At 62.4% G+C, this 23624-nt stretch carries 9 protein-coding genes; 6 read left to right on the top strand and 3 right to left on the bottom strand.

Annotation, left to right across the window (positions count from 1 at the left end; translation table 11 throughout):
• Positions 1 to 27: 27 nt before the first annotated feature.
• Complete coding sequence (locus QRN59_RS04125; RefSeq protein ID WP_284981239.1) at positions 28 to 1002, bottom strand: aldo/keto reductase; 975 nt, start codon at positions 1000 to 1002, stop codon at positions 28 to 30.
• Between the two features lie 298 nt (positions 1003 to 1300).
• On the opposite strand from QRN59_RS04125, the gene QRN59_RS04120 reads away from it, so the two are divergent.
• Positions 1301 to 2236: a 2-hydroxyacid dehydrogenase gene (locus QRN59_RS04120; protein ID WP_284981238.1), complete on the top strand. Its 936-nt coding sequence runs from the start codon at positions 1301 to 1303 to the stop codon at positions 2234 to 2236.
• Between the two features lie 517 nt (positions 2237 to 2753).
• Here the strand turns inward: QRN59_RS04120 and QRN59_RS04115 are convergent.
• Positions 2754 to 3923 carry a hypothetical protein gene (locus QRN59_RS04115; protein WP_284981237.1) on the bottom strand — a complete coding sequence of 390 codons (1170 nt, stop codon included), beginning with the start codon at positions 3921 to 3923 and terminating at the stop codon, positions 2754 to 2756.
• A 688-nt stretch (positions 3924 to 4611) separates the two neighbouring features.
• On the bottom strand, positions 4612 to 6099 hold the full coding sequence (locus tag QRN59_RS04110) for a hypothetical protein (RefSeq protein ID WP_284981236.1): 1488 nt from the start codon (positions 6097 to 6099) through the stop codon (positions 4612 to 4614).
• A gap of 286 nt (positions 6100 to 6385) precedes the next feature.
• Between QRN59_RS04110 and QRN59_RS04105 the strand changes: the two genes are divergently transcribed.
• The 5 genes from QRN59_RS04105 to QRN59_RS04085 are packed head-to-tail and all read left to right on the top strand — an operon-like array spanning position 6386 to position 23549.
• Entirely contained in the window at positions 6386 to 9247 is a 2862-nt protein-coding gene (locus QRN59_RS04105) for a helicase-related protein (RefSeq protein ID WP_284981235.1), read from the top strand.
• A complete protein-coding gene (locus QRN59_RS04100; RefSeq protein WP_284981234.1) occupies positions 9247 to 13878 on the top strand; it encodes an Eco57I restriction-modification methylase domain-containing protein in 4632 nt (1543 codons plus the stop codon). Before QRN59_RS04105 ends, QRN59_RS04100 begins: the two co-directional genes overlap by 1 nt.
• Positions 13878 to 20243: a DEAD/DEAH box helicase gene (locus QRN59_RS04095; RefSeq protein WP_284981233.1), complete on the top strand. Its 6366-nt coding sequence runs from the start codon at positions 13878 to 13880 to the stop codon at positions 20241 to 20243. The genes QRN59_RS04100 and QRN59_RS04095 overlap by 1 nt, the downstream gene beginning before the upstream one ends.
• Position 20244: 1 nt before the next feature.
• Positions 20245 to 22527, top strand: coding sequence for a 3'-5' exonuclease (locus tag QRN59_RS04090; RefSeq protein ID WP_284981232.1), 2283 nt, complete (start codon positions 20245 to 20247; stop codon positions 22525 to 22527).
• Between the two features lie 29 nt (positions 22528 to 22556).
• Positions 22557 to 23549, top strand: coding sequence for a protein NO VEIN domain-containing protein (locus QRN59_RS04085; RefSeq protein ID WP_284981231.1), 993 nt, complete (start codon positions 22557 to 22559; stop codon positions 23547 to 23549).
• Positions 23550 to 23624 lie beyond the last annotated feature (75 nt).

The following is a 23624-nucleotide window of genomic DNA, read 5'->3' as shown; positions in this document are numbered from 1 at the left end:
GTCAACCCTTGGCGGTGACGCTTGGACCTAGGTGTCGATGCTGGCCATGTTGGGGTAGCGCGCTCCGGCCGTGGACCCTGCCGGGGCCAGTTCGTCGAGGCGCTTCAGATCATCTTCGGAGAGTACGACGGCGGTGGCCCCCAGGTTCTCGGCCAGGCGTTCGCGCTTCTTGGTGCCGGGGATCGGGACGATGTGCTCGCCCTGTGCCAGCAGCCATGCGAGGGCCAGCTGCCCCGGGGTGCATTGCTTCTGATCGGCGAGTTCCTTCACCCGGTCCACGAGTTCCAGGTTGCGCTTGAAGTTGTCGCCTTGGAACCTAGGGGAGTGGCGGCGGAAGTCGTTCTCCGCGAAGTCGGCCTCGCTGCGGATCTGCCCGGTCAGGAAGCCGCGGCCGAGCGGGCTGTAGGGAACGAACCCGATGCCCAGCTCTGCCAGGACGGGAAAGACCTTCGCTTCCGGCTCCCGTTCCCAGAGGGAGTACTCGGTCTGCAATGCGGTGATGGGATGTACCGCATGGGCGCGGCGGATGGTGTCCGGTGCGGCCTCGGAGAGTCCCAGGTGCCGGACTTTTCCAGCCTGGACCAGTTCGGCCATGGCGCCAACCGTGTCCTCGATGGGGACGGTCTTGTCCACGCGGTGCTGATAGTACAGGTCTATGTGGTCGACGCCGAGGCGTTGCAGGCTAGCGTCGCAGGCCGACCGGACGTATTCGGGCCGGCCGTTGACACCCAGGAAGGATCCGTCCTCGCGGCGTTCGTTTCCAAACTTCGTGGCCAGCACGACGTCGGCACGGCGGCCGGCGATGGCCTTGCCCACGAGTCTTTCGTTCGTGAAGGGCCCGTACATGTCGGCAGTGTCCAACAGGCTGCCGCCGGCGTCGAGGAAGGCGTTGATGGTGGCAAGGGATTCGCGGTCGTCCCCCTCGCCGTAGAACTCACTCATGCCCATGCAGCCGAGGCCGAGGGTAGAAACGGTCAATGAACCAAGCGTGCGGTTTTCCATGGGTTCTCTCCTGTAGGTGGCAGAACGTGCTCGACGGCAGGACGGCGCTCAGGGAGGGGTGCGGGTAGGGCCACTATAGGCAGGTTGGGGGAGGGGGGACAACGTTGGTCCGAGTTCAAATGGCGGCGATGACGCGGCGCTTCCACGGATCGGAACGGGCCGCCGGACCCCGGCGGAAAGTAAATTGGTGTTGGAACACGACTTGCCGTCCGGCTAAATCAACCGCCAAGGGAATCAGGAAAAGGGAAATGAGCGAAACCGCGCTGCGTGCTGCGAACGTCAATCTGATGGTGGCGCAATGACGGCCCGACTGCGGGTGTGTCTGCCCGATCAGAAACTCCTGGACGCCATGGAACCTTCCGCCGACGTCGAGTTCGTGGTGTGGGACCTGACTGGCCCAGCGCCGGCGGACGGCTTCGACCTGCTGGTGCCGCCCTACATGGGCCGGCCGGACGCGCTTGCGGCGCTGGATGGCTTGACGGTCCGGTTGGTGCAGAGCCAGTCGATAGGGTACGACGGCGTCGCTGCCGTCTTGCCGTCGGGTTGCGCTTTCGCGAACGCGGCAGGAGTCCATGAGACGTCGACGGCGGAACTCGCCTTGGGAATGATGATCGCCAGCCAGCGTGGGATTCCGGACTTTGTGCGGAACCAGGCGTCCGGCACCTGGGCCAACGGTCAGCGCCCCAGCTTGGCGGACCGCCGCGTTCTCCTGGTTGGCTACGGGGGAGTCGGGAAGGCCATTGGAGCCAGGCTGCTGCCGTTCGAAGCGCTGGTGATGCGGATGGCAAGCCGCGAACGGGACGATGAACATGGCCGGATCTACGGCATCGACTCACTGTACGAACAATTGCCGCTGAACGAGATCGTGGTGGTCAGCGTACCGCTGTCCGAGCAAACCCGTGGGCTGGTGGATGCTCGCTTCCTGGCGGCTATGCCGGACGGAGCGCTGTTGGTGAACGTGGCCCGGGGTCCCGTGGTGGATACGGAAGCGTTGCTGCGGGAAACGTCTTCGGGACGGTTACGTGCTGCCGTGGATGTGACCGACCCGGAGCCGTTGCCGGCCGACCATCCTTTATGGACGGCCCCTGATGTGCTAATCACGCCCCACGTGGGCGGGGCAAGCTCGGCGATGTTCCCCCGGATGGTTCGGTTGATCCAGAAGCAGATTTCCTTGCTGCTGGCTGGCGAGGCGCCGGTGAACGTGGTGCTGGGGAAAGAAGCGGTGGCGGGGTAAAGGTCTGAGCGGGCAGGCGAGCGCTCGTATTCGGGCCTGCCGTTGGCACCGACGAAGGAGCCATGGCAGAACGTGCTGGACGGTAGGACGGTGCTCGGAGGAGGGCGATGACGGCCACGTAGGCACGTTCGGGGAGGGGGACAACCGGGTGGATGATAGGCATTGGCTCAGTTACAAAATTTAAAAGTGAATCGACTTTTTGTCATCGCGGTGAATGTCAGGGTGATGGCTTAGGTTTCCCCCATGACTAACCAGCCGAAGCCGGCAAAGAAGAGGGCAAGCGTCCGAGAGTGCACCGTTTGGGGGCACGGGTCCTGGCCGATCATGCACGGCGAGGTGATGCCTGAAGACCGGGCTGAGTTCCCGAAAACCGATTTTGCCGGCTATTGCATAGATTCTCAGCCGAGGATCTATTCCGTTACGGGCAAAGTTGAGATCGGCACTCCCAAGTGGGCCTGCCAAAGTGGCGACTGCCAGCATCGCTAGTTGATGTGGCTCGGCAGGCCAGGAGTTGCTACTACGTCTCGGTCGGCGCGACGAAGGCCAATCCTTCTGCCATAGGAGCGAGCTCGAGGACAGTTTGATCAGACTCTGTCAAAAGGGGCAAGCTGTCCGGAGTCGCATGAAGTGCGCGCGCGAGACGGCCGAAGCTGGTGCGAGCCCCGATAGTGCCCTTACCTGCGAACGCAATTGGCGCCTTGCTCGAATCGATCTGCAATACATTGAGGTCATCAAGCAGACCCACAAGCTGGGACTGTCGGTCCGCGAGTGCCGAAAGCTCGCCACGAAGGACGTTCTCGACATGAGGAAGCGAGCGATCCCCATTCGAGAACTCAGCTGCGATTTTCTCAAGTACGACCACTCGTGCCCGGAGCGCAAGTGCTTGATAAGTCTGAGCCACCATCTGCTCGAATTCACGCGCCTGGTTGTCCCGTTTGTCGACAAGCGCCTTCATAAGATCCGGCGCGTATACACGGTCCGAGCCCTGGTGTTTGTCGGCGATATCCAGCCAACGATCGAGGCGATTAATGTATGTATTCGTCAGGGTGTCGAGATCGCCAAATGCATGAGCAGCAGACGAAATGGAGGGTATCTGCGCCTGATCCAACAGATACCCGGCAACCTTTCGTGCTTGTTGCTCTGCAGTTGTCAAGATCGAACGCTCTTGCTCATCCATACGGATCTGGATCCCGGCCACGGCGTTTTTGATCGCGTCTAGCTTCTTGTGCATCTGATGCTGCGCCAGCATCTCTCCCGCAACGGCAAGACCCACGGTCGCAATGAGCGGCCCAGCGGCAACGGCGGCACCAGTACCTGCCGCCGTTGCCGGTATGAGCCGTACGTGTGCAGCGATCTTTGTTGACCCGGACGCGCGAGCGATTCCCCGAAACCCACCACCAACGGCAGGGACGAGATCTCGTGCCACCGATCCGGTTGGCAGGATAACTCGGTATAGACCTTCGGTCGACGCGGCGCGGCTGGCTTGTCCAAACGATTGACTGATTGCTTTCGCAAACGCTCCCGAGGTTTGCGCGACCATCCCCGTCGGAGTGCCTTTCGCAGGGCTTGCGATGCGGCTGATGACGAGCGCCTCTCGATTCAGCAGCATTCGGAGCATCATCTCGGTGCTTGGCTCCGCTTCTAACGGAACGAGCGGAACAACGACGGCGTTTTCTTCAAGTTCCACAGGTCCCCCGGATGATGACTTATCTACTATCTCGTCAGTAAGTATCGCCTACGTAGGTAGTCGACCTCCACTTTGCTTTGGAACTCAGGGAGCAAATCCAACCGAGGAGAGCTTGGACGGGTTGGTGCACTGCCTTTTGCCTCAGTGATCGATAGAGGTGTCCTGAACGAGCGAGTTTGAACCGTACGGAGGGCCGGCCGACGGAAGGCTCGCCTTCCTCGAAATTCTCGCCCAAGTGAAGGCTGGTTCGTGGAGCGCATATGAGTGCCGAACTGGTCTGACGGGGACCGTTTGGGATGCTACAGAGGTGGGATGTGGCACGCGACGTTCTGGCGGGAACTCTCTACGCTGGTGATGGATCGGCCTAGAACGTTGGCGTCCAGCTCTCCGCCCGCGCTAACGCAAGCTTCAGCTCCCGGCCGCCCGGCCCATGTCTTTTGAAACCGTTGACGCAAAGGACTACAACGGATCGTTCCAGCCCTTTGAACCCCGGCACGTGGCCGTAGAATTCGGCTAAATCGCACTCCTCACCACCAAGGAGCGCCACCCTGTGCATCTTGACTTCTACGAACGGGGGCCACCGAAGAGTTCTGGCGAGAATTCCACGCAGGAGAGCCGGCTCGAACCGGGCACGACCTTAATCGAAGCCCCTGAGTGCCTTTGCCTGACCGCCTGAGGGCGTGCGTCCTTATGGGTTGTAGAACCAATCCGGAAGCCTTTCGTCAATGTCGGGTTCATCGAATTCCTCGGCCAAAGGTCCGACGGTCCATCTTCCACCGCGCATTAACCATTCACGTTTTCCGTCAACAACGGAGATGTTCACAACTCTAGCCCGGCCTTCTTCGTCCCGTCCGGTTTGGGAACGAACGACGCTGCGAAAGCCATGATTTTCAGGAATAAGATCCACGTCCGGATATATATCCGAATGAGCGTCCCACCAAGCGACGACTTCTGGGAGCCGATCCGGCTCAACATCTATGCGATCGGGGAGTCGGGACAAAATCGACGCCCTAGCGTTGTCTGCGGTAGACCACTGACCGCGTTCCCGTTCCCATACAACGTCGCCCGAAGCGACGATCAAGGCTAAGACTCGCTGATCGCGACACACGAATTGTGCAAACGATGGGGCCTCCAAGAATGAGGTAGCGCAGGAGGCCGGATACTTCGGCGTCGTACCCGCGCGCAAGTTCAGGATGCAATCACGTGCTTCGGGTGCCAAACTTGGGCTAACTAAGGACCTGGGGCCCAGTTGCTTCTCGATATCGTCGGGCGGTGTGCGTTGCCGTTGCTTCCAAAAAGACTCTTCGATCTCCCAGGTCCCGTTCTCTGTCTCGAGGAGCAAATTGCTCACTCGGCCTCTGACATCGACTTCAAATCGAAACGTTGGGAAAGCCGCGCAATAGGCCAAGGCTTCCTTGAACTGTGGAGATGCGTCGTGAGAGTCCCACCAAGAGACGGCTAAGCTCTCGAGAAGAGGCGATATGAGCGAACCGACAAATTCTCCGTTGTCACCGACGATTTGATCATCGTCCACCTCGTGCCAGGCGCCAGACTGACGGCGCAACGACAACTTGTTGGTGATCAAGAAGAGCGTGGTCTCAGGGTGAAGTTGACCCTGCGGCGCATAAGTGGTCACAAGGAGATAGGCGCCGTCTGGGGCATGGATGTATGAGAAGTAGCCGAGGCTTCCTTTTGCGAGGTAATGTTCGTGGAGATTCGGCACATATGATCCGATTGCCGGCAAAGTCAGATCGGGATCGGCCAGGGATTGAGCATCGAAAATGGGCACGAATGATGGAAGCACTTCATAGATGTTTTCGTCGAAGAACCCGGGCACGTCGTCTCCAGGGCCGACGTAAATCCATTCGCCGTTAGCTCGGTAGTAGTACTTCTCCTCGTCCACACAGAGGAGCAGCAGTAGCACCGCTCCATCCGCGCTTGACGTTACCTCGTGCCGAACTGACTCTCCCTCCCGCGGTACTCGGGGCCAGCGTTGCCGTCGAGCCTCAGCAATCAGCTCTGAGGACAGCTCGAAGAAGAATTCGTCGTCAATCTTCTGTTTGGCCAGCTCCACGACCTCCGACTCAAGGAAGTGCGGGAATGGAAGGGGCTCTTTGCCTCCCGGCTGGCGTTGGATCTCTCTAACGTCGCCCCATGTCATGAATTGCGAAAACACGCACACTCCGCTGGTCGGGGGTCAAGCCCTGTCTTCAAATGCGGCGCCTCTCAGCACACCTACTCTGGCTTGCGCAATACCTTGCCGTGCGTCGAGCACAAGAGACGACGCGTTCAGAACGACATCTTAGTCGGCGACCGAGGCTGGGGCGGAGCAATCGTGACTACAAAGCCACATCGAATGACCAGCAAGAGTCAAATAGCTGTACATAATGTGGTGGGAGCCTTTGCCGTCGAGACGGCCAGAGAGGTTCTTCTGGGGAACCACGAAGTACAGGAGCAAGGTCTTGACAGTTACAGCCACACACCGGGAACTCAATGTCGCACCCGGTTCGGTGGTCCGTGTCCGGGACGAGGACTGGCTCGTCACCAGCGTCGAGAAATCGGTCGACGGCACCCTCATCAGAGTCCAGGGCCTCAGCGAGCTTGTCAGGGACACCACCGCCGCGTTTTACTCCGCGCTGGACAGCATCGAAGTCGTGGATCCGGCCAAGTCCAAGGTCGTGGCCGATGACACGCCCAACTACCGCCGCGCGCGCCTGTTCCTGGAAACCACCGTCCGGAAGACTCCGACACCCCAGTCGGCGGAGTACCTGACCGTCTCGACCCGCATGCTGTCGCGGAACCTCAATTACCAGCAGATCGCCGTTGCGAAGGCACTGGACACCAAGAACATCCGCCCGCGCATCCTGATCGCAGACGCCGTCGGCCTCGGCAAGACCCTTGAGATTGGCATGATCCTCAGCGAGCTGGTCAAACGCGGACGCGGCGAACGAATCCTCATCGTCACCCCGCGCCACGTGCTGGAGCAGATGCAGCACGAGCTCTGGTGCCGGTTCGCGCTGCCGTTCGTCCGCCTCGACTCCGCCGGCATTCAGAAGATTCGGCAGAAGCTCCCGGCCACCCGCAACCCTTTCACGTACTACAAGCGCGCCATCATCTCAATGGATACGCTGAAAAGCCCCCGCTACCGGGCGCAGCTCGGGAAACTGCACTGGGACGCGGTGGTCATTGACGAGGCCCACAACGTGACCAACACCCAGGCCATGAACAACGAGCTAGCCCGGGTGCTCGCGCCCAACACCGAGGCTCTCATCCTGGCCTCCGCCACCCCGCACAACGGACGCAACGAATCGTTCGCCGAGATCCTGCGGCTGCTGGACCCTACCGCCGTCCGTCCGGACGGCACCTTCGACCTTAAGCACGTGGAAAACCTCATAATCCGCCGGCACCGGCACAGCCCTGAGGTCGCCCAGGAGGTCGGCGCGGACTGGGCTGAGCGGGAAGAACCGGACAATCGGCTCGTGTCCGCCTCCGCGGCGGAGAACGCCATTGCCGAGGAGCTCTCCGACGTCTGGCTCTACCCTGAAGGCAAGCCGGCGCCGTATTCGGGTCAGAACGGCGCGCTGTTCTCCTGGATCCTAGCCAAGGCGTTCCTCTCCAGCCCTGCGGCGCTGCTCGAGACGGTCACCGAGCGCCTGAGGAAGCTCGATGCCGATTCCCCCTCCGAGGCCAAGGAAACCGAAGCGCTCAAACGGCTTAGCAAACTCGCCGAAGCCGCCAACACCGGTGAGTCCGCCAAGTACACCGAACTCGTCAGCTACCTGAAGAAGATCGGAGTCGGCAAGGAATCCCCGATACGGGCCGTTGTCTTCGCCGAGCGCGTCGCAACTCTCAAATGGCTGCAGGAGACACTGCCCAAGGCCCTCGGCCTCAAACCGGAAAACGTCGGCCTCCTGCACGGTGGCCTCAGCGACGTCGAACAGCAAAGCATCGTGGATCAGTTCAAGCGCGGCAACAGCCAGCTGCGGGTCCTGGTCACCGGCGACGTCGCGTCCGAAGGCGTGAACCTGCACGCCGAATGTCATCACCTGATCCACTTCGACATCCCCTGGAGCCTGATCCGGATCGAGCAGCGGAACGGCCGCATCGACCGGTTCGGCCAGCGGCAGAAACCGCAGATCACCACCCTGCTCCTAAACCCGCACAACACCCGGTTCTCCGGCGACATTAAGGTCCTCACGCGCCTGATGGAACGCGAGTACGAGGCACACACGGTCCTCAATGACGTCGCCTCCCTCATGGGGCAGTACAGCGTCAAGCAGGAGGAAGACGCTATACGAGACGTCCTGCTCAGCAAGAAAGACTTCGAGGATGTCGTCAGCGAACCAGACGCCGATCCGGACTCCGGTGACCTCTGGGACTTCCTCGACTTCGAGGCCCTGAAAGACGACGGGGAAACCGCGACCGTCCCGGTCGAGAAACCGCTCGGTCTCTACCCCACGGACCTGGACTTCCTGGACGAAGCCCTCAACGAGGCCTTCGGCGATCCGCACAAGGTCCTGGGCTGGACTGTCCACGCCGGCCACGGGCTCGCAGAGCTCAGCCCGCCTGTTGACCTCCAGCACCGCCTGGGCTACCTCCCTCAGGACTATTTGTCCGAACGGCGCGTCACCGAGCGCCTCAAACTCGCCACTACCGTCGACGCCGGCACCCGGGAACTGGACCGCGCCCGCGAATCCGATGACATGAGCTGGCCCGAGGCACACTACCTCGGCCCGCTCCACCCCATCCTGGACTGGGCCAGCGACAGGGCCCTGTCCTCAATGTCCCGCAGCGAAGTCCTCGTGGTCCGCGGCGACGTTGACGTCGCTCAGGTCCTACTCATGGGGACGCTGATGAACCGCCGCGGGCAGGTGGTCTCCAAAGCCTTCATCGCGGTGGACTTCCCCGACCCCGCCAACCCGACGTTCTGTCTCTCCGAACCCCTCGAGGATCTGGGCGAGCACCTGAGAAGCATTGGCGTCGATGCCAAGGCGATCAACCCCGGACCGGTCACCGTGAACGGGCTGCAGGCCCTCCTGCCGCAGGCGGTGGAGAGCGCACGCCAGACCATGCAGCTGACCTTTGAAGCAGCCGCCAACTCTGCCAACCAGCGGCTACAGGCCTGGAAGGACAGGGCCACGGGCTGGACCCAGCGGTCCTTCGACTTCGCACAGCGGGCGGAAATAAAAAAGCAACGTGAACGGGTCAGCGAGGAGCAGCGCATCGCGGAGTCGCTCGCCCCGGCCCAACGCCTGGTCCGCCCCCTTCTGATCGTCGTTCCACGCGCAACACCTGTCGCCGTCCCGGAAGGTGCTGACCAGTAATGCCGTCCTTTGATTCAATCGTTGTAGGCGAAGACTGGATTAGCGAACACTTCTTCACCACGGACTCCACCAAGGAATCCTTCCAGGCCGAAGTCGTCAAACTCCGCAAGACCTGGGACGAGGCAGCGAAGGAAGGCCACCTCACCACCCTGACCCGCTTCGCCGAGGTCCGCGGACGCCTCCAGATCCAGCTCGCCGGGCTCTCGGAAGACCCGGCGGGCGCGTCCGACGCCTACGCACTCCTGCGCGGCGCCCTCGGCTTTAAGGGCCCGACGGCGGCCGTCACGTTCGAGCGCAGCGGCACCGAAACGCTTGTGCCCGGGGTGTGGACAACGGAGAACTCCGAGGTCCTGTTCGTCGAGGCCGCCCCTGCAGACGCTCTGGAAGACGTGCTGTCCACGGTGCTTCCGCTCGGGCGGGTTCTGGTGGACGGCAAAGAGCCGTCCACGGCGCTGACGATGGCGAAGACCGTGTCGGAGGCATATCTGTCGGACAGAGCCCCGAAGTTTGTGGTGATCATGGCTGGCCGGTGGCTGGTGCTGACCGAACAGGAACGCTGGGCCGAGGGCCGCTACCTGGCCGCGGACGCCCTCCTGGTCGCGGACCGGAACGACACCAAGAAGAACGCTGAGACGGACCGGTTCCTGGCGATCTTCGGCCGCGACTCTCTCATGCCGACGTCGGATGGCTCCATCTGGTGGGACGGTATTCTCGCGGCCTCCGTCAAACACACTGTGGGCGTTTCCCAGGACCTGCGCGAGGGCATCCGCCGCTCCATCGAAATCATCGCCAACGATGTCCTGGACCGCCGGCGTGCTGCCGGTCTGGGCGTCGAGGACGTGGACGGTCAGGTCCTGGCCCGCCAGTCTTTGAGGTTCCTCTACAGGATCCTCTTCCTGCTCTACGCGGAGGCCTCCCCGGAGATGGCCGTCCTCCCGGTCGGTGCCGGCGAATACAACGAGGGTTATGGCTTGGACCGGCTACGGGAACTAACCCTGGTCAACATCCAGTCCCCGGAGTCACGGCGCGGCACCCACATCTACGAATCCCTCGCGCAGCTCTTCCACTTGGTGGACAACGGCCACGCTCCGGCAGGAGCAAACCCCTCCTACGACGCCTCCGGCGAGAACGAAGGCCTGGTCTTCCAGCCGCTCAAGGCTGACCTCTTCCACGACGCCGCAACGTCGCTCATCAACGACACCAAGCTCAGCAACGCCGAACTGCAGCGCGTCCTGCAGCACCTGTTGCTCAGCAAGGAAACCATGGGCAAGGACCGGGGCTTCATTTCCTACGCGGAACTGGGCATTAACCAGCTCGGGGCCGTCTACGAGGGACTGATGTCCTACACAGGTTTCATCGCCGCGGAACCCCTGCACGAGGTGGCCAAGGACGGGAACCCGGAAAAGGGTTCCTGGGTGGTCCCGGTGGACCGCTCCGGGTCCATTGACGCCAAACACTTCGTGGTGGAAGAGGACGAACGGACGGGGGAGCGGCGCCCGGTGCTTCACCCCGCAGGCTCGTTCGTCTTCCGGCTCGCCGGCCGCGAACGCCAACAGTCCGCCTCCTATTACACTCCCGAGGTGCTGACCAAATTCGTCGTCTCCCAGGCGCTCGAAGAGCTGCTGGACCAGCACGAGCAGAAGACCGCAGCCGACGAGATCCTGAACCTGACCGTCTGCGAGCCTGCACTGGGGTCCGGCGCGTTCGCCCTGGAAGCTGTTCGTCAGCTGGCCGACGAGTACCTGAAGCGGAAACAGGATGAGCTGGACGTCCGGATTCCCGCGGACGAATACCCGCAGGAACTCCAAAAGGTCAAAGCCCACATCGCCCTGCACCAGGTCCACGGCGTGGACCTGAATTCGACGGCGGTGGAACTGGCCGAAGTCTCCCTCTGGCTCGACACCATGGTCAAGGACCTACAAGCTCCGTGGTTCGGACTGCGGCTGCGACGCGGCAATTCGCTGATCGGCGCCCGCCGGGCCACATACTCACGGCAGGCAGTCATCGACAAGTCATGGCTGAAGGCCGCTCCGCAGGATGCACCTCTGACCGGGCTCGTCGAGGCCATGACTGCCGGGACCGAAGACCCCACCATGGTAGGCCGCATCCACCATTTCCTGCTCCCTGCCGACGGCTGGGGCGCAGCCGCCGACGCAAAGGAAGTCAAGGACCTGGCAGGGGAGGCCCAGCAGGAGCTCAAGGCCTGGCGTACCAAGATCAAGTCCAAACCCCGCAAGACCCAGGTCGACCGCATGGTGAGCCTCGGGCGCCGAGTGGAGTCACTATGGAAGCTCACGCTTCGCCGGCTCCAGGTAGCCGAGTCTGAGGCCCGCCGGGACATCGACTACTTCGGCAAACACTCCTCGGTAGTTGAGTCTGGCGATGCAGGCACGCGGGCCCGAGCCGTCACCCGCGAGCAGATCGAGGAAACCCTCAAAGACCCGAACGGCGCCTACCAGCGACTCCGCCGGGTCATGGATGCCTGGAACGCACTGTGGTTCTGGCCCCTGACCGAGCGAGCGACCGGCGGGGCGACACCGCCGACACTGGACGAATGGCTTTCAGCGCTGGAAGCGATTCTTGGTCTGCAGGGCAAAGAGTCAAAGATGGCAGGGCAGCAGACCTTTGGTGCTGCATCGACTTGGGAAGAACTGAACGACGCCGAACGGGCCGACCTTGAGTTTGCTTTGGTGTCCGACATCGAGATCGCCAAGAAACAATATTCATGGCTGCAGGTGTGTGAGAATATCGCCGCCGACCAAGGATTCTTCCACTGGGAACTGGACTTCGCCTCGGTGTTTGGGCGCGAGGGCTTTGATCTTCAGGTAGGTAACCCGCCGTGGGTACGGCCTCGTTCTGACGAAGCCGCTCTCCTCGCCGAGGGCGATCCCTGGTGGCAGCTGGCTGAGAAACCGACACAGGCGCAGATCAAGGTCAAGCGCGAGGAGACCCTTGGACGAAAGGGAATGCTTGAGTACTTCGTTGAGAACGCGATTCCTACGGCCGTCCTCGCAGAATTCCTGGGATCAGTTGGTGACTACTCCGTGCTGGCTGGCCTGCAGCCGGACCTCTACCGGGCGTTTATGGTCCGCACCTGGCGATCCGCGTCGAAACGAGGTGCGGTCGGCTTGATACACCCCGAATCGCACTTCACGGAGAAGAAGGCTGCCCACTTGCGGTCCGACGCATACCGGCGCCTTCGACGTCATTGGCATTTTCGGAACAAGAAGAAGCTATTTTCTGAGCTCACGGATCAGCTTGAGTTCGGCGTCCACATTTATTCGGGCCGTCGAGATTCCCCGGAGTTTATTATGGCAGCATCGTTGTATCAGCCCGATACTGCTGAACGCTCGTTGGTTCATGATGGTGCTGGTGAAGCGCCAGCGCTGAAGACCAAGAACGGCGACTGGGACACCAGACCACACGCCGAACGCATTGCAGCAGTAGATTTATCCGTTCTAAAGGTGTGGGCGGATATTCTCGATGATCCTGGAACCCCCGCCATTCAGGCGCGAATGATATACCCCGTGAACCGAGCGAGTTCCCGCGTTCTAGAGCAGTTGAGCGAGGCCCCGAGGATGCGCGAATTGGGGCTTCTCTATTCTCGGGGCTGGGATGAATCTATTGACCGTAAGAAAGGCTACTTCGAGGTTGGATCTGCCATTCCCGAGTCTTGGAATGACGTGATTCTGCAGGGTCCGCACTTTACTGTTGCAAATCCATTTTCTAAGCAGCCCCGAAGGGTGGTCAAGAGCAACAACGATTGGGACGAAATCGACCTTGAAGCCATTTCTGCAGATTTCGTGCCTCGGACTAGCTATCAAACGGCGGGAGAGCGCGGTCGATACGAAGCGGACTACGGGACATGGCGCGTTGAGGACGGCACCTATCGGCAGGTAATCCAAACTTACCGTTTGGCGTGGAGGCGCATGGCCGCCACCTCCAGTAAACGGACCCTCCACGCAACTATCATTCCCCCGGGAGTTGCCCACGTCGATGCAGTGTTTTCGGCTGTCCTGGCCACGAAAGGTGGGGCAGCACCGCTCCTACTGTGTGTTGCCGTCATGAGTTCTCTACTGACTGACTTCTTTGTAAAGGTTTCCGGAGTCGGTGATCTCCGTCAGCCTGCGGTTGATTCCCTACCGACGTTGCTTTGGAAGGGTACTGCGGGCCAGCGGATGCTTGTTGAGCGAGTCAGCAGTCTCATGTTTCTTTCAGATGCATATGCGAGCTTGGCATCCACTGCCAGGAACGAGGGCGTAACTCTTGGATGCCCCGAACGAAGAGCAGCTGCTCGACGGCGACTCGAAATAGAAATCGACGCAATCGTCGGACTAAGTCTAGGCATTAGTGCGGACGAGCTCTGCAGGATCTACCAAACTCAATTCCCCGTCTTACGAGGTTACGAACAAAATGATCTTTACGACGCGAACGGTCGTAAAGTTCCCGCCGACATGAACCGGCTCTACTGCAAGGTCGGCGAGAACCTAACCCTCGAAGAACGAACTTGGACGCACCCGCAGAGCGGCGTGGAGTACGTCTTCGAGTTCCCATTCCAGAGCTTCGACCGCGAGGAAGACATGCGACAGGCCTACGCGCACTTCTCGAGCATGTTGGAGGAGAAGTCCTGATGTCCGAGCTTCTGCCCACCACCCAGGCTGGGGACTTGCGCCGTGGACTTTCTGACTATCTCGCCACCACGTTCGCACTGACGGACGGTAACGCACAGTCCGCCATCAAGGACTTCCTGGCGGATCCGGATCAGGGGCTCTTCAAGGGTGCCTATGTCCAGCTGCGGCTTCCCTTCGAAACTGCCGAGCCTGGCTGGCGCGACTGCCTGGACTGGTACGAGGGCTTCGAACCCTACGGCCACCAGGCCAAGGCCTTCCAACGGCTCAGCAGCAAGGGCGCCGGTGGGGCATCCCGTCGCCCGGAGCCCACGCTGATCACCACCGGTACCGGTTCCGGAAAGACCGAGGCGTTCCTGTACCCGATCCTGAACCACGTGCTGCGCGCCAAACGGGACGGCATCACCGGGATCAAGGCGCTCATCCTCTACCCGATGAACGCCCTGGCCAATGATCAGGCCAAACGCCTGGCCGAGCTGCTGACCACCCACTCCGAGCTGTCCGGGATCACCGCCGGCATCTACACCGGCCAGAGGGACACCAACCGCACCAAGGTGGCCCGGGACGGACTGATCAACGACCGCGACGTGTTCCACCAGGACCCACCGGACATTCTGCTGACCAACTACAAAATGCTGGACATGCTCCTGCTCCGCCACACGGACGCACCGCTCTGGCAGAAGTCCGCGACCAGCCTGCAATACGTGGTCCTCGACGAATTCCACACCTACGACGGTGCCCAGGGCACCGACGTCGCCATGCTGCTGCGCCGGCTCGGACTGACGCTCAAGAGTTACTGGCCGGACGACCTGACGGACCATCCCCACGGGCTGAGCGGGGAAGACCGTGCCCGCCCGCTCGGCCGGGCCACGCCCGTCGCCACGTCCGCAACGCTGGGCAGCAAAGGCGACCCGGACTCGATGCTCCGCTTCGCAGAGACAGTCTTTGGCGAGGTGTTCCCGCACGACTCCGTCGTCACCGAATCCCGGCTCACCCAGGAGACTTGGAGCCAGCTCGGCAACGGAACCGTTCAGGGCAGGGACCTGCACGTCATCGCCGTGGACATCACCAGCACCAACAACGCCGTCGCGGATCTGCGCGAGGCCGGCGGTGGCCCGGAAGCCGTCGTCGGGCCCGTCCTGAAGACCCTCTTCGGTGAACGTCCCGCGGACCTGCTGGACGCGATGCGCACGCACCCGCTGACCGCCGCCCTGCTGACGCATGCCAGCACCGCCGTTGTGCTCTCGGACCTGACGAACGCGATCTTCCCGTCCCATTCACTGCCCGCCGGGGTAAGGCCGGATGCCGCGGAAGAATTCATCTCCCACGTCATCGCACTCCTCAGCCACATCCGCGCCCGCCGCGGCCGGGCCGCCCTGACCGTTGAGACGCACCTGTGGATCCGCGAGATGTCGCGCGTGGACGCCGCCGTGGACACGTCGCCGCGCTTCCGCTGGTCCGACGACGGGGTGGACCAGTCCCACGACATGTTCCTGCCGGCACTCTATTGCCGGCACTGCGGCCGCTCGGGCTGGGGCGCCGTCCTGGCCCCCACCGGCCTGGACCTGGAGCTGGATGACTCCAAGATCCGTGAAGCACGCGTAACCAACAACCCGCGCTTCCGGACCCTCATCTCGGCCGCTGCCGAGGCGGACATCATCGAATTCCGCCAGGACGGCCCGGAGCAGGTGCAGGGCCTGCACTGGCTTCACACCGTCAGCCGTGGCCTTTCCACCATGCCGCCGAAAGCAGACAGCGCCGACCTCGCTGAAGGGCGGATCATTCCCGTTCTGATGCTCACTGGAAAAGACGCTGACGACCAGTCCAAGAGGGACGTCTGCCCGTCGTGCCTGGCTAAGGATGGCATCGCCTTCATAGGCAGCGCCATCGCCACCATGCTCTCCGTGAGTATCTCCAACCTGTTCGGCGCCGAAGGCCTGAACGACGAGGAAAAGAAAGCCCTCGTCTTCACCGACAGCGTCCAAGACGCCGCGCATCGGGCCGGATACGTCCAGTCCCGTTCCCACACCATGACGCTCCGCACTGCCCTGCGGCGCGCCCTCGGCGAGCAGCCGGCCACGCTCTCGGAACTCGTGGACACCGCGATTGCCCGCGCGGACACACCGGGGGCGCGGTACCAGCTGATCGCACCCGAATTCGTGGACCGGCAAAGCTTCCGGTCGTTCTGGGACCCGAAGGCTTCCCCGGCGGAACGCGTCCGGGCCCGGCGGTTCGCCAAACGTCGGCTTCAGTTCGATGCCCTCCTGGAGCTCGGCCTCCAGTCCCGGACCGGCCGGACACTGGAACTCACCGGGTCCCTGGCCGTCGAAACCGACGCCGGCAGCCCCACCCGCATGCTCTCCGTGGCGCGGAAAGCCTACGACTCGGCCCTGCACCAGACGATGATCGGCGAGGCCGCACCCACGCAACAGCAGCTCTTGCACTGGATCCGGGGCACCGTGGAAAGGGTCCGGCTCCAAGGCGGCGTCCACCACGAATGGCTCAAAGGCTACATCGCGACCGACGGCAAGCGCTGGCAGATCTGGGGCGGGCGGCCCAAGGGTGAAGGCATGCCCGCGTTCCCCTCGGGCCGGCCGGCGCCGGCCTTCCCCCGGGTCGGGAGCGCCGCCGCGGCCACCGACAACCTGGACGGCGTCACCTCCTCGGCCTCCTGGTACGCACGATGGACAGCCCGCTGCCTCGGTGTCGCCCCCGCCGACAGCGGCTACCTGGCGAAGGCACTCATCATCGCACTCGCCGAGGACGGAACTCTCGGCAGCTCGAAGACGAACTCTGGCGCCGATGTCTACTGGCTTGACCCGGAGAAGATCGTGCTTTCCGTTCCGGACGCCGAGGACCTCGCCGCAGGACGCCATACGGTCCAGTGCAAGGTCTGCCAGGCCATCACCCCGGGGAGCCTGACCGTCATCGACCAGCTGGCAGGGGGCCCGTGCACCCTGGTCCGCTGCAGCGGAACCCTGCAGCGGCACGCCGCCGACGCCCGCAACTTCTACCGGGACCTCTACTCCTCACGCGAAAGCAAGCGTGTGGTGGCTCGGGAACACACCTCGCTGCTCGATGACGCGACAAGGATTCTCTACGAGACGCAGTTCAAGAGCGGCGCCGACAACCCGCAGGCTCCCAATGTCCTGGTCGCCACCCCGACGTTGGAGATGGGCATCGACATCGGGGACCTCTCCTGCGTGATGCTGGCCTCGCTGCCGACGTCCGTGGCCTCCTATCTGCAACGGGTGGGCCGGGCCGGCCGCCTGACCGGCAACTCGCTCGTCCTCGCCTTCGTGCGAGGCCGCGGCGAGCACCTGCCCAAACTCCACGAACCGCTGTCCGTCATCAACGGGGAGGTCCGGCCACCGGCCACGTACCTGGATGCCGAAGAAATCCTGGGTCGCCAGTATGTAGCCCACGTCGCTGACCGCTTCGCGCGGGCTGTGGGCCGGCCGCACCCGGTTGACGCCATCCAGGCCCTCGGGAGCGTCGCGCCTGGATCGTTCATCGGGGACCTGATCGAGGACGCCACGGCGAACGCCCCCGCCTATCTGGCCGCGTTCCTGGACCAGTTCGGCGAACGGATTTCCGCGGACAGTGCCGCCCGCTTGACTGCGTGGGCGTCGCGGTGCGACGACGGCGAGCCCAGCGGTCTCTCGCGTCACCTAGTCCGGGCGGCGGGGGAGTGGAAGGCCGACGTCGACGAACTGGACACCCGGCGCAAGGAAGTCGGCAACGCCCTGCCCGAGCTGGAGGAGGCCGCCGCCCTGGCTGAGCGTCTCGACGACAAGACCTCCGACGCGCATCAGGCCGTCCGGACGGCCAAAGCCACGCTCAAAATGATCCGGGACCAGCTCAAGCAGCTCCGCGGCCAGTACTGGATTTCGGTCCTGGAGGCTTACAGCGTGCTCCCGAACTACACGCTCCTGGACGACTCGGTGAGCCTGGATGTAGGGCTGTCCTGGAAGGACGCCGACACGCAGGAATTCGTCACGGACACGGTGACGTATAACCGCGGTGCTTCGGTGGCTCTGAGCGAATTAGCGCCGGGCGCCACGTTCTATGCGCAGGGCATGGAGATCCTGATCGACGCCGTGGACCTGGGCCCCCAGCAAAGCCACATCCAAAAATGGCAGGTCTGCCCGCAATGCGGATGGATCAAAACCGACCTCGGCGCCGCGGCGGCCGTGCAGAAGTGTCTGCGCTGCGGCACCTCGGCCATCGCGGACATGGGCCAGGTCCTCGACGTCGTGGTCATGAAAAAGGTCTCCGCCGAGGTCCGCCGGGACGAGGCCGCGATCAACGACCGCCGCGACAACCGCGTCCGGGAACGCTTCACGATCGTCGCCGCGGCGGACATCGACCCGCAGCACCTGCAGAAGCGCTGGTTTGTGGAGGGCTACGACTTCGGCGCCGAATACTTCAACCGGGTGGACATCCGCTGGCTCAACACCGGACGCACTGCCTCCAACGGCGGGGTGCGGACCATCGCCGGCGACGACGTCCGGACGCCGATGTTCCGGCTGTGTTCCTACTGTGGCCAGCTGGACCAGTCCGCCAAGGAGAACCTGCCCACCGAGCATCGTTTCTGGTGCAAATACCGCAAGGCAGCCCAGGAAAACGTCAAGGAAGTGGTGCTCGCCCGGGAATTGAACACCCAGGGCGTGGTGCTGCACCTGCCCCTCGACGTGACCTACGGCGACGACTTTTCCGTGCCGAGTCTCCAGGCAGCCATGCTGCTGGGTCTTCAGAAGGTTCTGGGCGGGGCCCCGGACCACCTTGGGGTGCTGCGGATCAACGATCCCGCGCATGGCGGGAGCCGGATTGCCCTGATGCTGCACGACAAGGTCCCCGGCGGCACCGGCTACCTGGCCGAGTTCGCTAACCCCGAACGGGTCTGGGAGCTGCTGCGCGCTGCGTGGCAGACCGTGCGCGACTGCAGCTGCCGCTTCGAGGAGCGGCTGGCGTGCCACCACTGCCTGCTTCCCTTTGCCGATCCGTGGACGGTGGATAAGGTGGCGCGGGCCAGCGCGGAACGCCTGCTCGGCCTGCTGCTGCGCTCCGGCGAGGCGGCCACGGACGGCGCCGTCCCGCCGTCGTTCTCCGACTGGACCGTCACCGAAGAAGCGCCCGACGCCGAGACCTCGATCGAGTCGCTGCTGGAAAAGCGGTTCCGGAAAGCCTGGATGGACCGGCTGAAGGCGGTGGGCGCACACACCAAGGTGACCCCCGGCGCGCTGGCGGACACCATCACCTTCCGGATCCCCGGGCAGCAGTTCCAGTGGCAGCTCATCCCGCAGGTGGATGTCGCCGGAACCCGCCCCGACTTCCTGCTCAAGGGACCGCCGGACCCGAACTTCCCCGTGCTGGCGATCTACACGGACGGCTTCACCTTCCACGCGTCCCCGGAACATAACAGAATCGCGGACGACGCTACCAAGCGCGACAAGCTCCGGTACAGCTCAGAGCTGTCCGGTGCCGCAGTGCCGTGGGCCGTGACGTGGCAGGACGTGGAAGCATTCGAAGCCGGCCGCGACGCTCCGGTTGCGCTGCCTTCCTGGGCCAACGCCAAGCTCAACGCCCAGCTCATGGCCAACTATCCCGTGAATGCCGGGATCATGGACCTGCTGGGCAGGGACGCCATGACAATCCTCTGGGAATGGGTGAACCGACCGGATCCCGAGGCCTGGACGGACTTCTCGGAGCTGGTGCCACTCATGCTGATGGCGCAGCGGCCTGAACCCGGCGACTCCGATGCGGTGTACGCGCACGCCGCCGCGCTGTCTCAAGGCCTAAAGCCGTCCTTGCCTGCTGGCTCGGTCACGGCCTGGACGTACAGCTCGGGGAGCCTGGGGTTCGCAGCGGCAGGATCGCCCAAGAGCTTGTCCACGATCGCCGTCGGACTGTGCCTGGACGACCGGGCAGAACCGGTCGGCTCTCCCGCGCACGAAGCATCCTGGCGCGAGTGGCTTCGGCTCTCCAACCTGCTGGCGTTCAAGCCGATCGGTCTGACGATCGGGTCGGTGATGTCTACGATCAGCGCCCGCGCATCGGTCGAAGAAGCGGCAGCGCGCCTGGAGATGTCAGACGGGCTCAGCCCTGCATGGCACGAGCTCATGGAACAGGCCACGGAGTTCGAAAAGACCCTTCTACTGGCCATCGCCAATGCCGACATCAGCGTTCTGCCTGAACTCGGGTTCGAGGTGAACGGTCTGCCGGTATCGATCGCGTGGCCGGAATACCGGATCGCCGTCGTGCTCGACGGCGACGATGGGCGCTCTGAACTTGTGGCCGCAGGCTGGTCCACCGTGGGAACAGACGTTGACGAAATTCGCGAACTATTGAAGATGAACGGAGCTTGATATGGCGCTGGTGACATGGATCAAGCAGAAGGACAAGATCGACGGCGCGATGAAGGCCAAAGTCTATTCCTTTTTCGAAAAGCTCCAGAAGGACGACACCGCGCCCGGGCTCCATATCGAACCCATGCATATGCCCGCGGACCCCCGCGTGCGGACGGGGCGGATCGACCTTAACTACCGGGCGGTGTTGTTCAAGGTCGCCTTCGAAAACATCCCGCACTATTTTTACTACGGTGCGTGGCCCCATGACCAGGCGATCGAAATTGCCCGGTCAAGCGTGCTGCAGGTGAACTCTGTCAACGGTGTGCTGGAAGTTTTGAAGGCGTCAGCGCCGGTGTCAGAGCCAGCGCTGACACCTCAGGCCTCGACTACCGACGTCGATCAGCCTGTTGTGGGGATTGAGATCGGGACCCCGGTGGAGAAGATTGTCCCGGCGTCGGGCTCGGTGGCGGAGCCCTGGACGAATCCGTTGGCGGCTTGTGGCATGGACCATGTTGAGCTTGTCTCGAGCCTGGGTCTCGCTAGTGATCTTGTGGACAGGGCCTTTGCTGCTTCGTCAGATGAGGCGCTCCTCGATGTCCTGGGCGACGCTCCCGAGTGGCAGGCTACGGCTCTGCTGGAACTCGCTGCCGGGACCTCGATTTCGGACGTTCAGGACAAGCTTGCCCTGAACCGATACGTTGACGATCCGGAGGCGTCCGAAGAGGACAAGATCAAGCAGGCGTTGGAGCACCCGGCAACCAAGATGCAATTTACGTTCGTGGGTGACAACTCGGACGAGCTCAAAAAGGTCATCGAAGGTGGAGACTTCGATTCCTGGCGCACGTTCCTTCATCCGGAACAGCGTGTCTATTCAGAACGCCATTACAACGGTTCCTTTCGTCTCTCTGGAGGTGCCGGAACGGGCAAGACGGTAGTGCTTTTGCATCGGGCTAGGGCGTTGTCTAAGGCCGATCCTGCTGCACGTGTAGTGCTGACGACGTTCACCACAACTCTTGCTGAATCGCTTGAAACCGGTCTTTCCAAACTTGACGCCGATCTTCCTCGGGCTTCTAAACCAGGTGCCGCGGGTATCTATGTTGCTGGCGTGGATGCCCTGGTCAACAAAGTCTTCCGTGCCTCGTCTGAGCCAGAACAGCGGCAGTCGATGAAGGATCTCTTCGGCCTTGAGGTGGCCGCGCCCGGAAAGATTCTAGACGCGGATCACGCCCGCCAACAATGGGAATCCGTGCTCGGTGACGTAGACCACGACTTGGAGACTGAGCTCGCCAACCCGACATTCCTGCAGCAGGAATACGAAACGGTTGTGCTGCCGAACTTCATTAGTGACAAGGATGACTATCTTAAGGTTCCCCGTGCCGGTCGTGGCACGGCGCTGAACCGCGCCAAACGGATCGCGGTGTGGAAGATCATCGAAGGCTACAGGTACTACAACAGAATCGAAATGCATGCGACTTTCGTGGAAATGGCGCACCTCGCCGCTTTAGTTCTGCGCAAACGCGGAGAAAACGGCACAGCCCGCTTGGCCGATCATGTACTAATCGATGAAGCTCAGGATTTGCACGCTGGCCACTGGCTCTTCCTTCGGGAACTGGTTCAGCAAGGTCCGGACGATCTTTTCATCGCCGAAGATTCGCATCAACGCATCTATGGGCAAAAGGTCCCTCTTTCCCGCTTTGGAATCGGGATCGTAGGGCGGTCGCGTCGTTTGACGCTCAACTACCGGACCACGCAACAGAACCTGGCGTACGCCGTCGCTCTTCTGAAGGGCGTGCCAGTGACGGATATTGAGGGCAGCGAAGAATCCATTAACGGATATACATCATCGCGTATCGGACCGCCGCCACAGGAACAAGGAGCCGCATCTTATGTGGAGGAGCTGGACAACCTCTCCAATACGTTGCGGGACTGGCAGGACGAAGGCGTTCCGCTTGAAACCGTCGGCATCCTGGTTCGCGCCAACTTCCAGATCGGAAAGGTAATCACCGGCCTTAACGAACGGGGCCTTGAGGCCAGAATTGCAGGATCCGCCGCTGCGGGGGGAGCGCCGTCTGTCATGACCATGCACCGATCCAAAGGGATGGAATTCACCCGTGTGGTCCTTTTCGGTATGTCCGACCAGTCAATGCCGGCTGCATATCAGCTGAAGAACCTGGCGCCCGCGGAGCAGGCTGATGCCCTCCTGCGCGAGCGTTCGCTGCTCTATGTAGCGGCCACACGAGCTCGGGACGGGCTTGTCGTGTCGTGGAGCGGAAAACCGTCAGAGCTGCTTGGTACAAAGTAGTTTGGGTGCTCAACAACGATGGGGGAGAGATGTCTAGTAGCTCGGCAATAAAAGCCCGTTGGTGGGACGGCGACGCGGCGCAGCGGTACTGGATGGAAATCGTCAATGTCGACACATGGGGAAGCGAACTCATTGCGCCAGACACGCCTCGCTACGATTTGATGCGCGATGTGCGAGTTGGTGACGTTGTTCTCCACTGGGTGGGGAAGAACAATCCCATGCGGTTCAAGTCCGGCATGTACGGCGCATCGATCGTAGCCGGGGAGCTTCAGCCCCGGGCGGGGGACTGGTTTGGAAAGCCCGCCAACACTATTCCTCTGACGGATTACACCGCGCTGCCTCGACCGTACCTCCTGACGGACCTTCGGGCGGACCACCAGGAGGACATCCTAGGCGTCAAAAGCGCTCTTGAACGCGACTTTGCGGACAGGGCCGGCCTCACGATCTACTTCCCGTTCCAGAGGCATCCGACCAGCGGACTCAAACCAAATCAGGGCTATCTCTTCAAGCTGCCCGCGGAAGTAATCAAAACGGTCTACGGGCTGCTGCCTGACAGTGACTGGGGCGGATTCGACATTCCGCTTGTTTCGCCGCCCGTCGGGGGACAGAACGGCGTCAAGCAGGGCTACGCGGGCTTCTGTGCTGACCCGATTCTTAAGAAAGCAATCGAGATGCAGGCCGTCCGCCAGGCAATCGCGCACTATGAGGCAGCCGGGTACAGCGTGGAGGACGTTGGAGCCTTCGTGTCATACGATTTGCTCGCCACACGCGGTGACGAAGTGCGGCACATCGAAGTCAAGGGTTCCCAGGGATACGTCCAAAAAGTCATCCTGACGCGCAACGAGGTTACCCACGCAAATGACTTTGGTCCAACAGACCTGGCGGTGGTGGCGGAAATCCAGTGGGAGCGCCACCTCGACGGTTCCATCGCCACCGACGATGGGACGATGAGCGTCTACCCGGATTGGCGGCCCTCACCGGAGAATCTGAAGCCGCTAAGCTACGAGTACTTCTTGGACTAAGCACCACCTCTAGGCGGTATCGCCCAGGAGTTCAATCTGTGTGGGGACGGACGAAGAGTCCGTCCCCTCACAACG

Source organism: Arthrobacter sp. efr-133-TYG-118, assembly GCF_030209755.1.
GTDB lineage: Bacteria > Actinomycetota > Actinomycetes > Actinomycetales > Micrococcaceae > Arthrobacter.
Note: the sequence above shows the minus strand (reverse complement) of the source record. Positions and strands in the feature narration are given on the sequence as shown.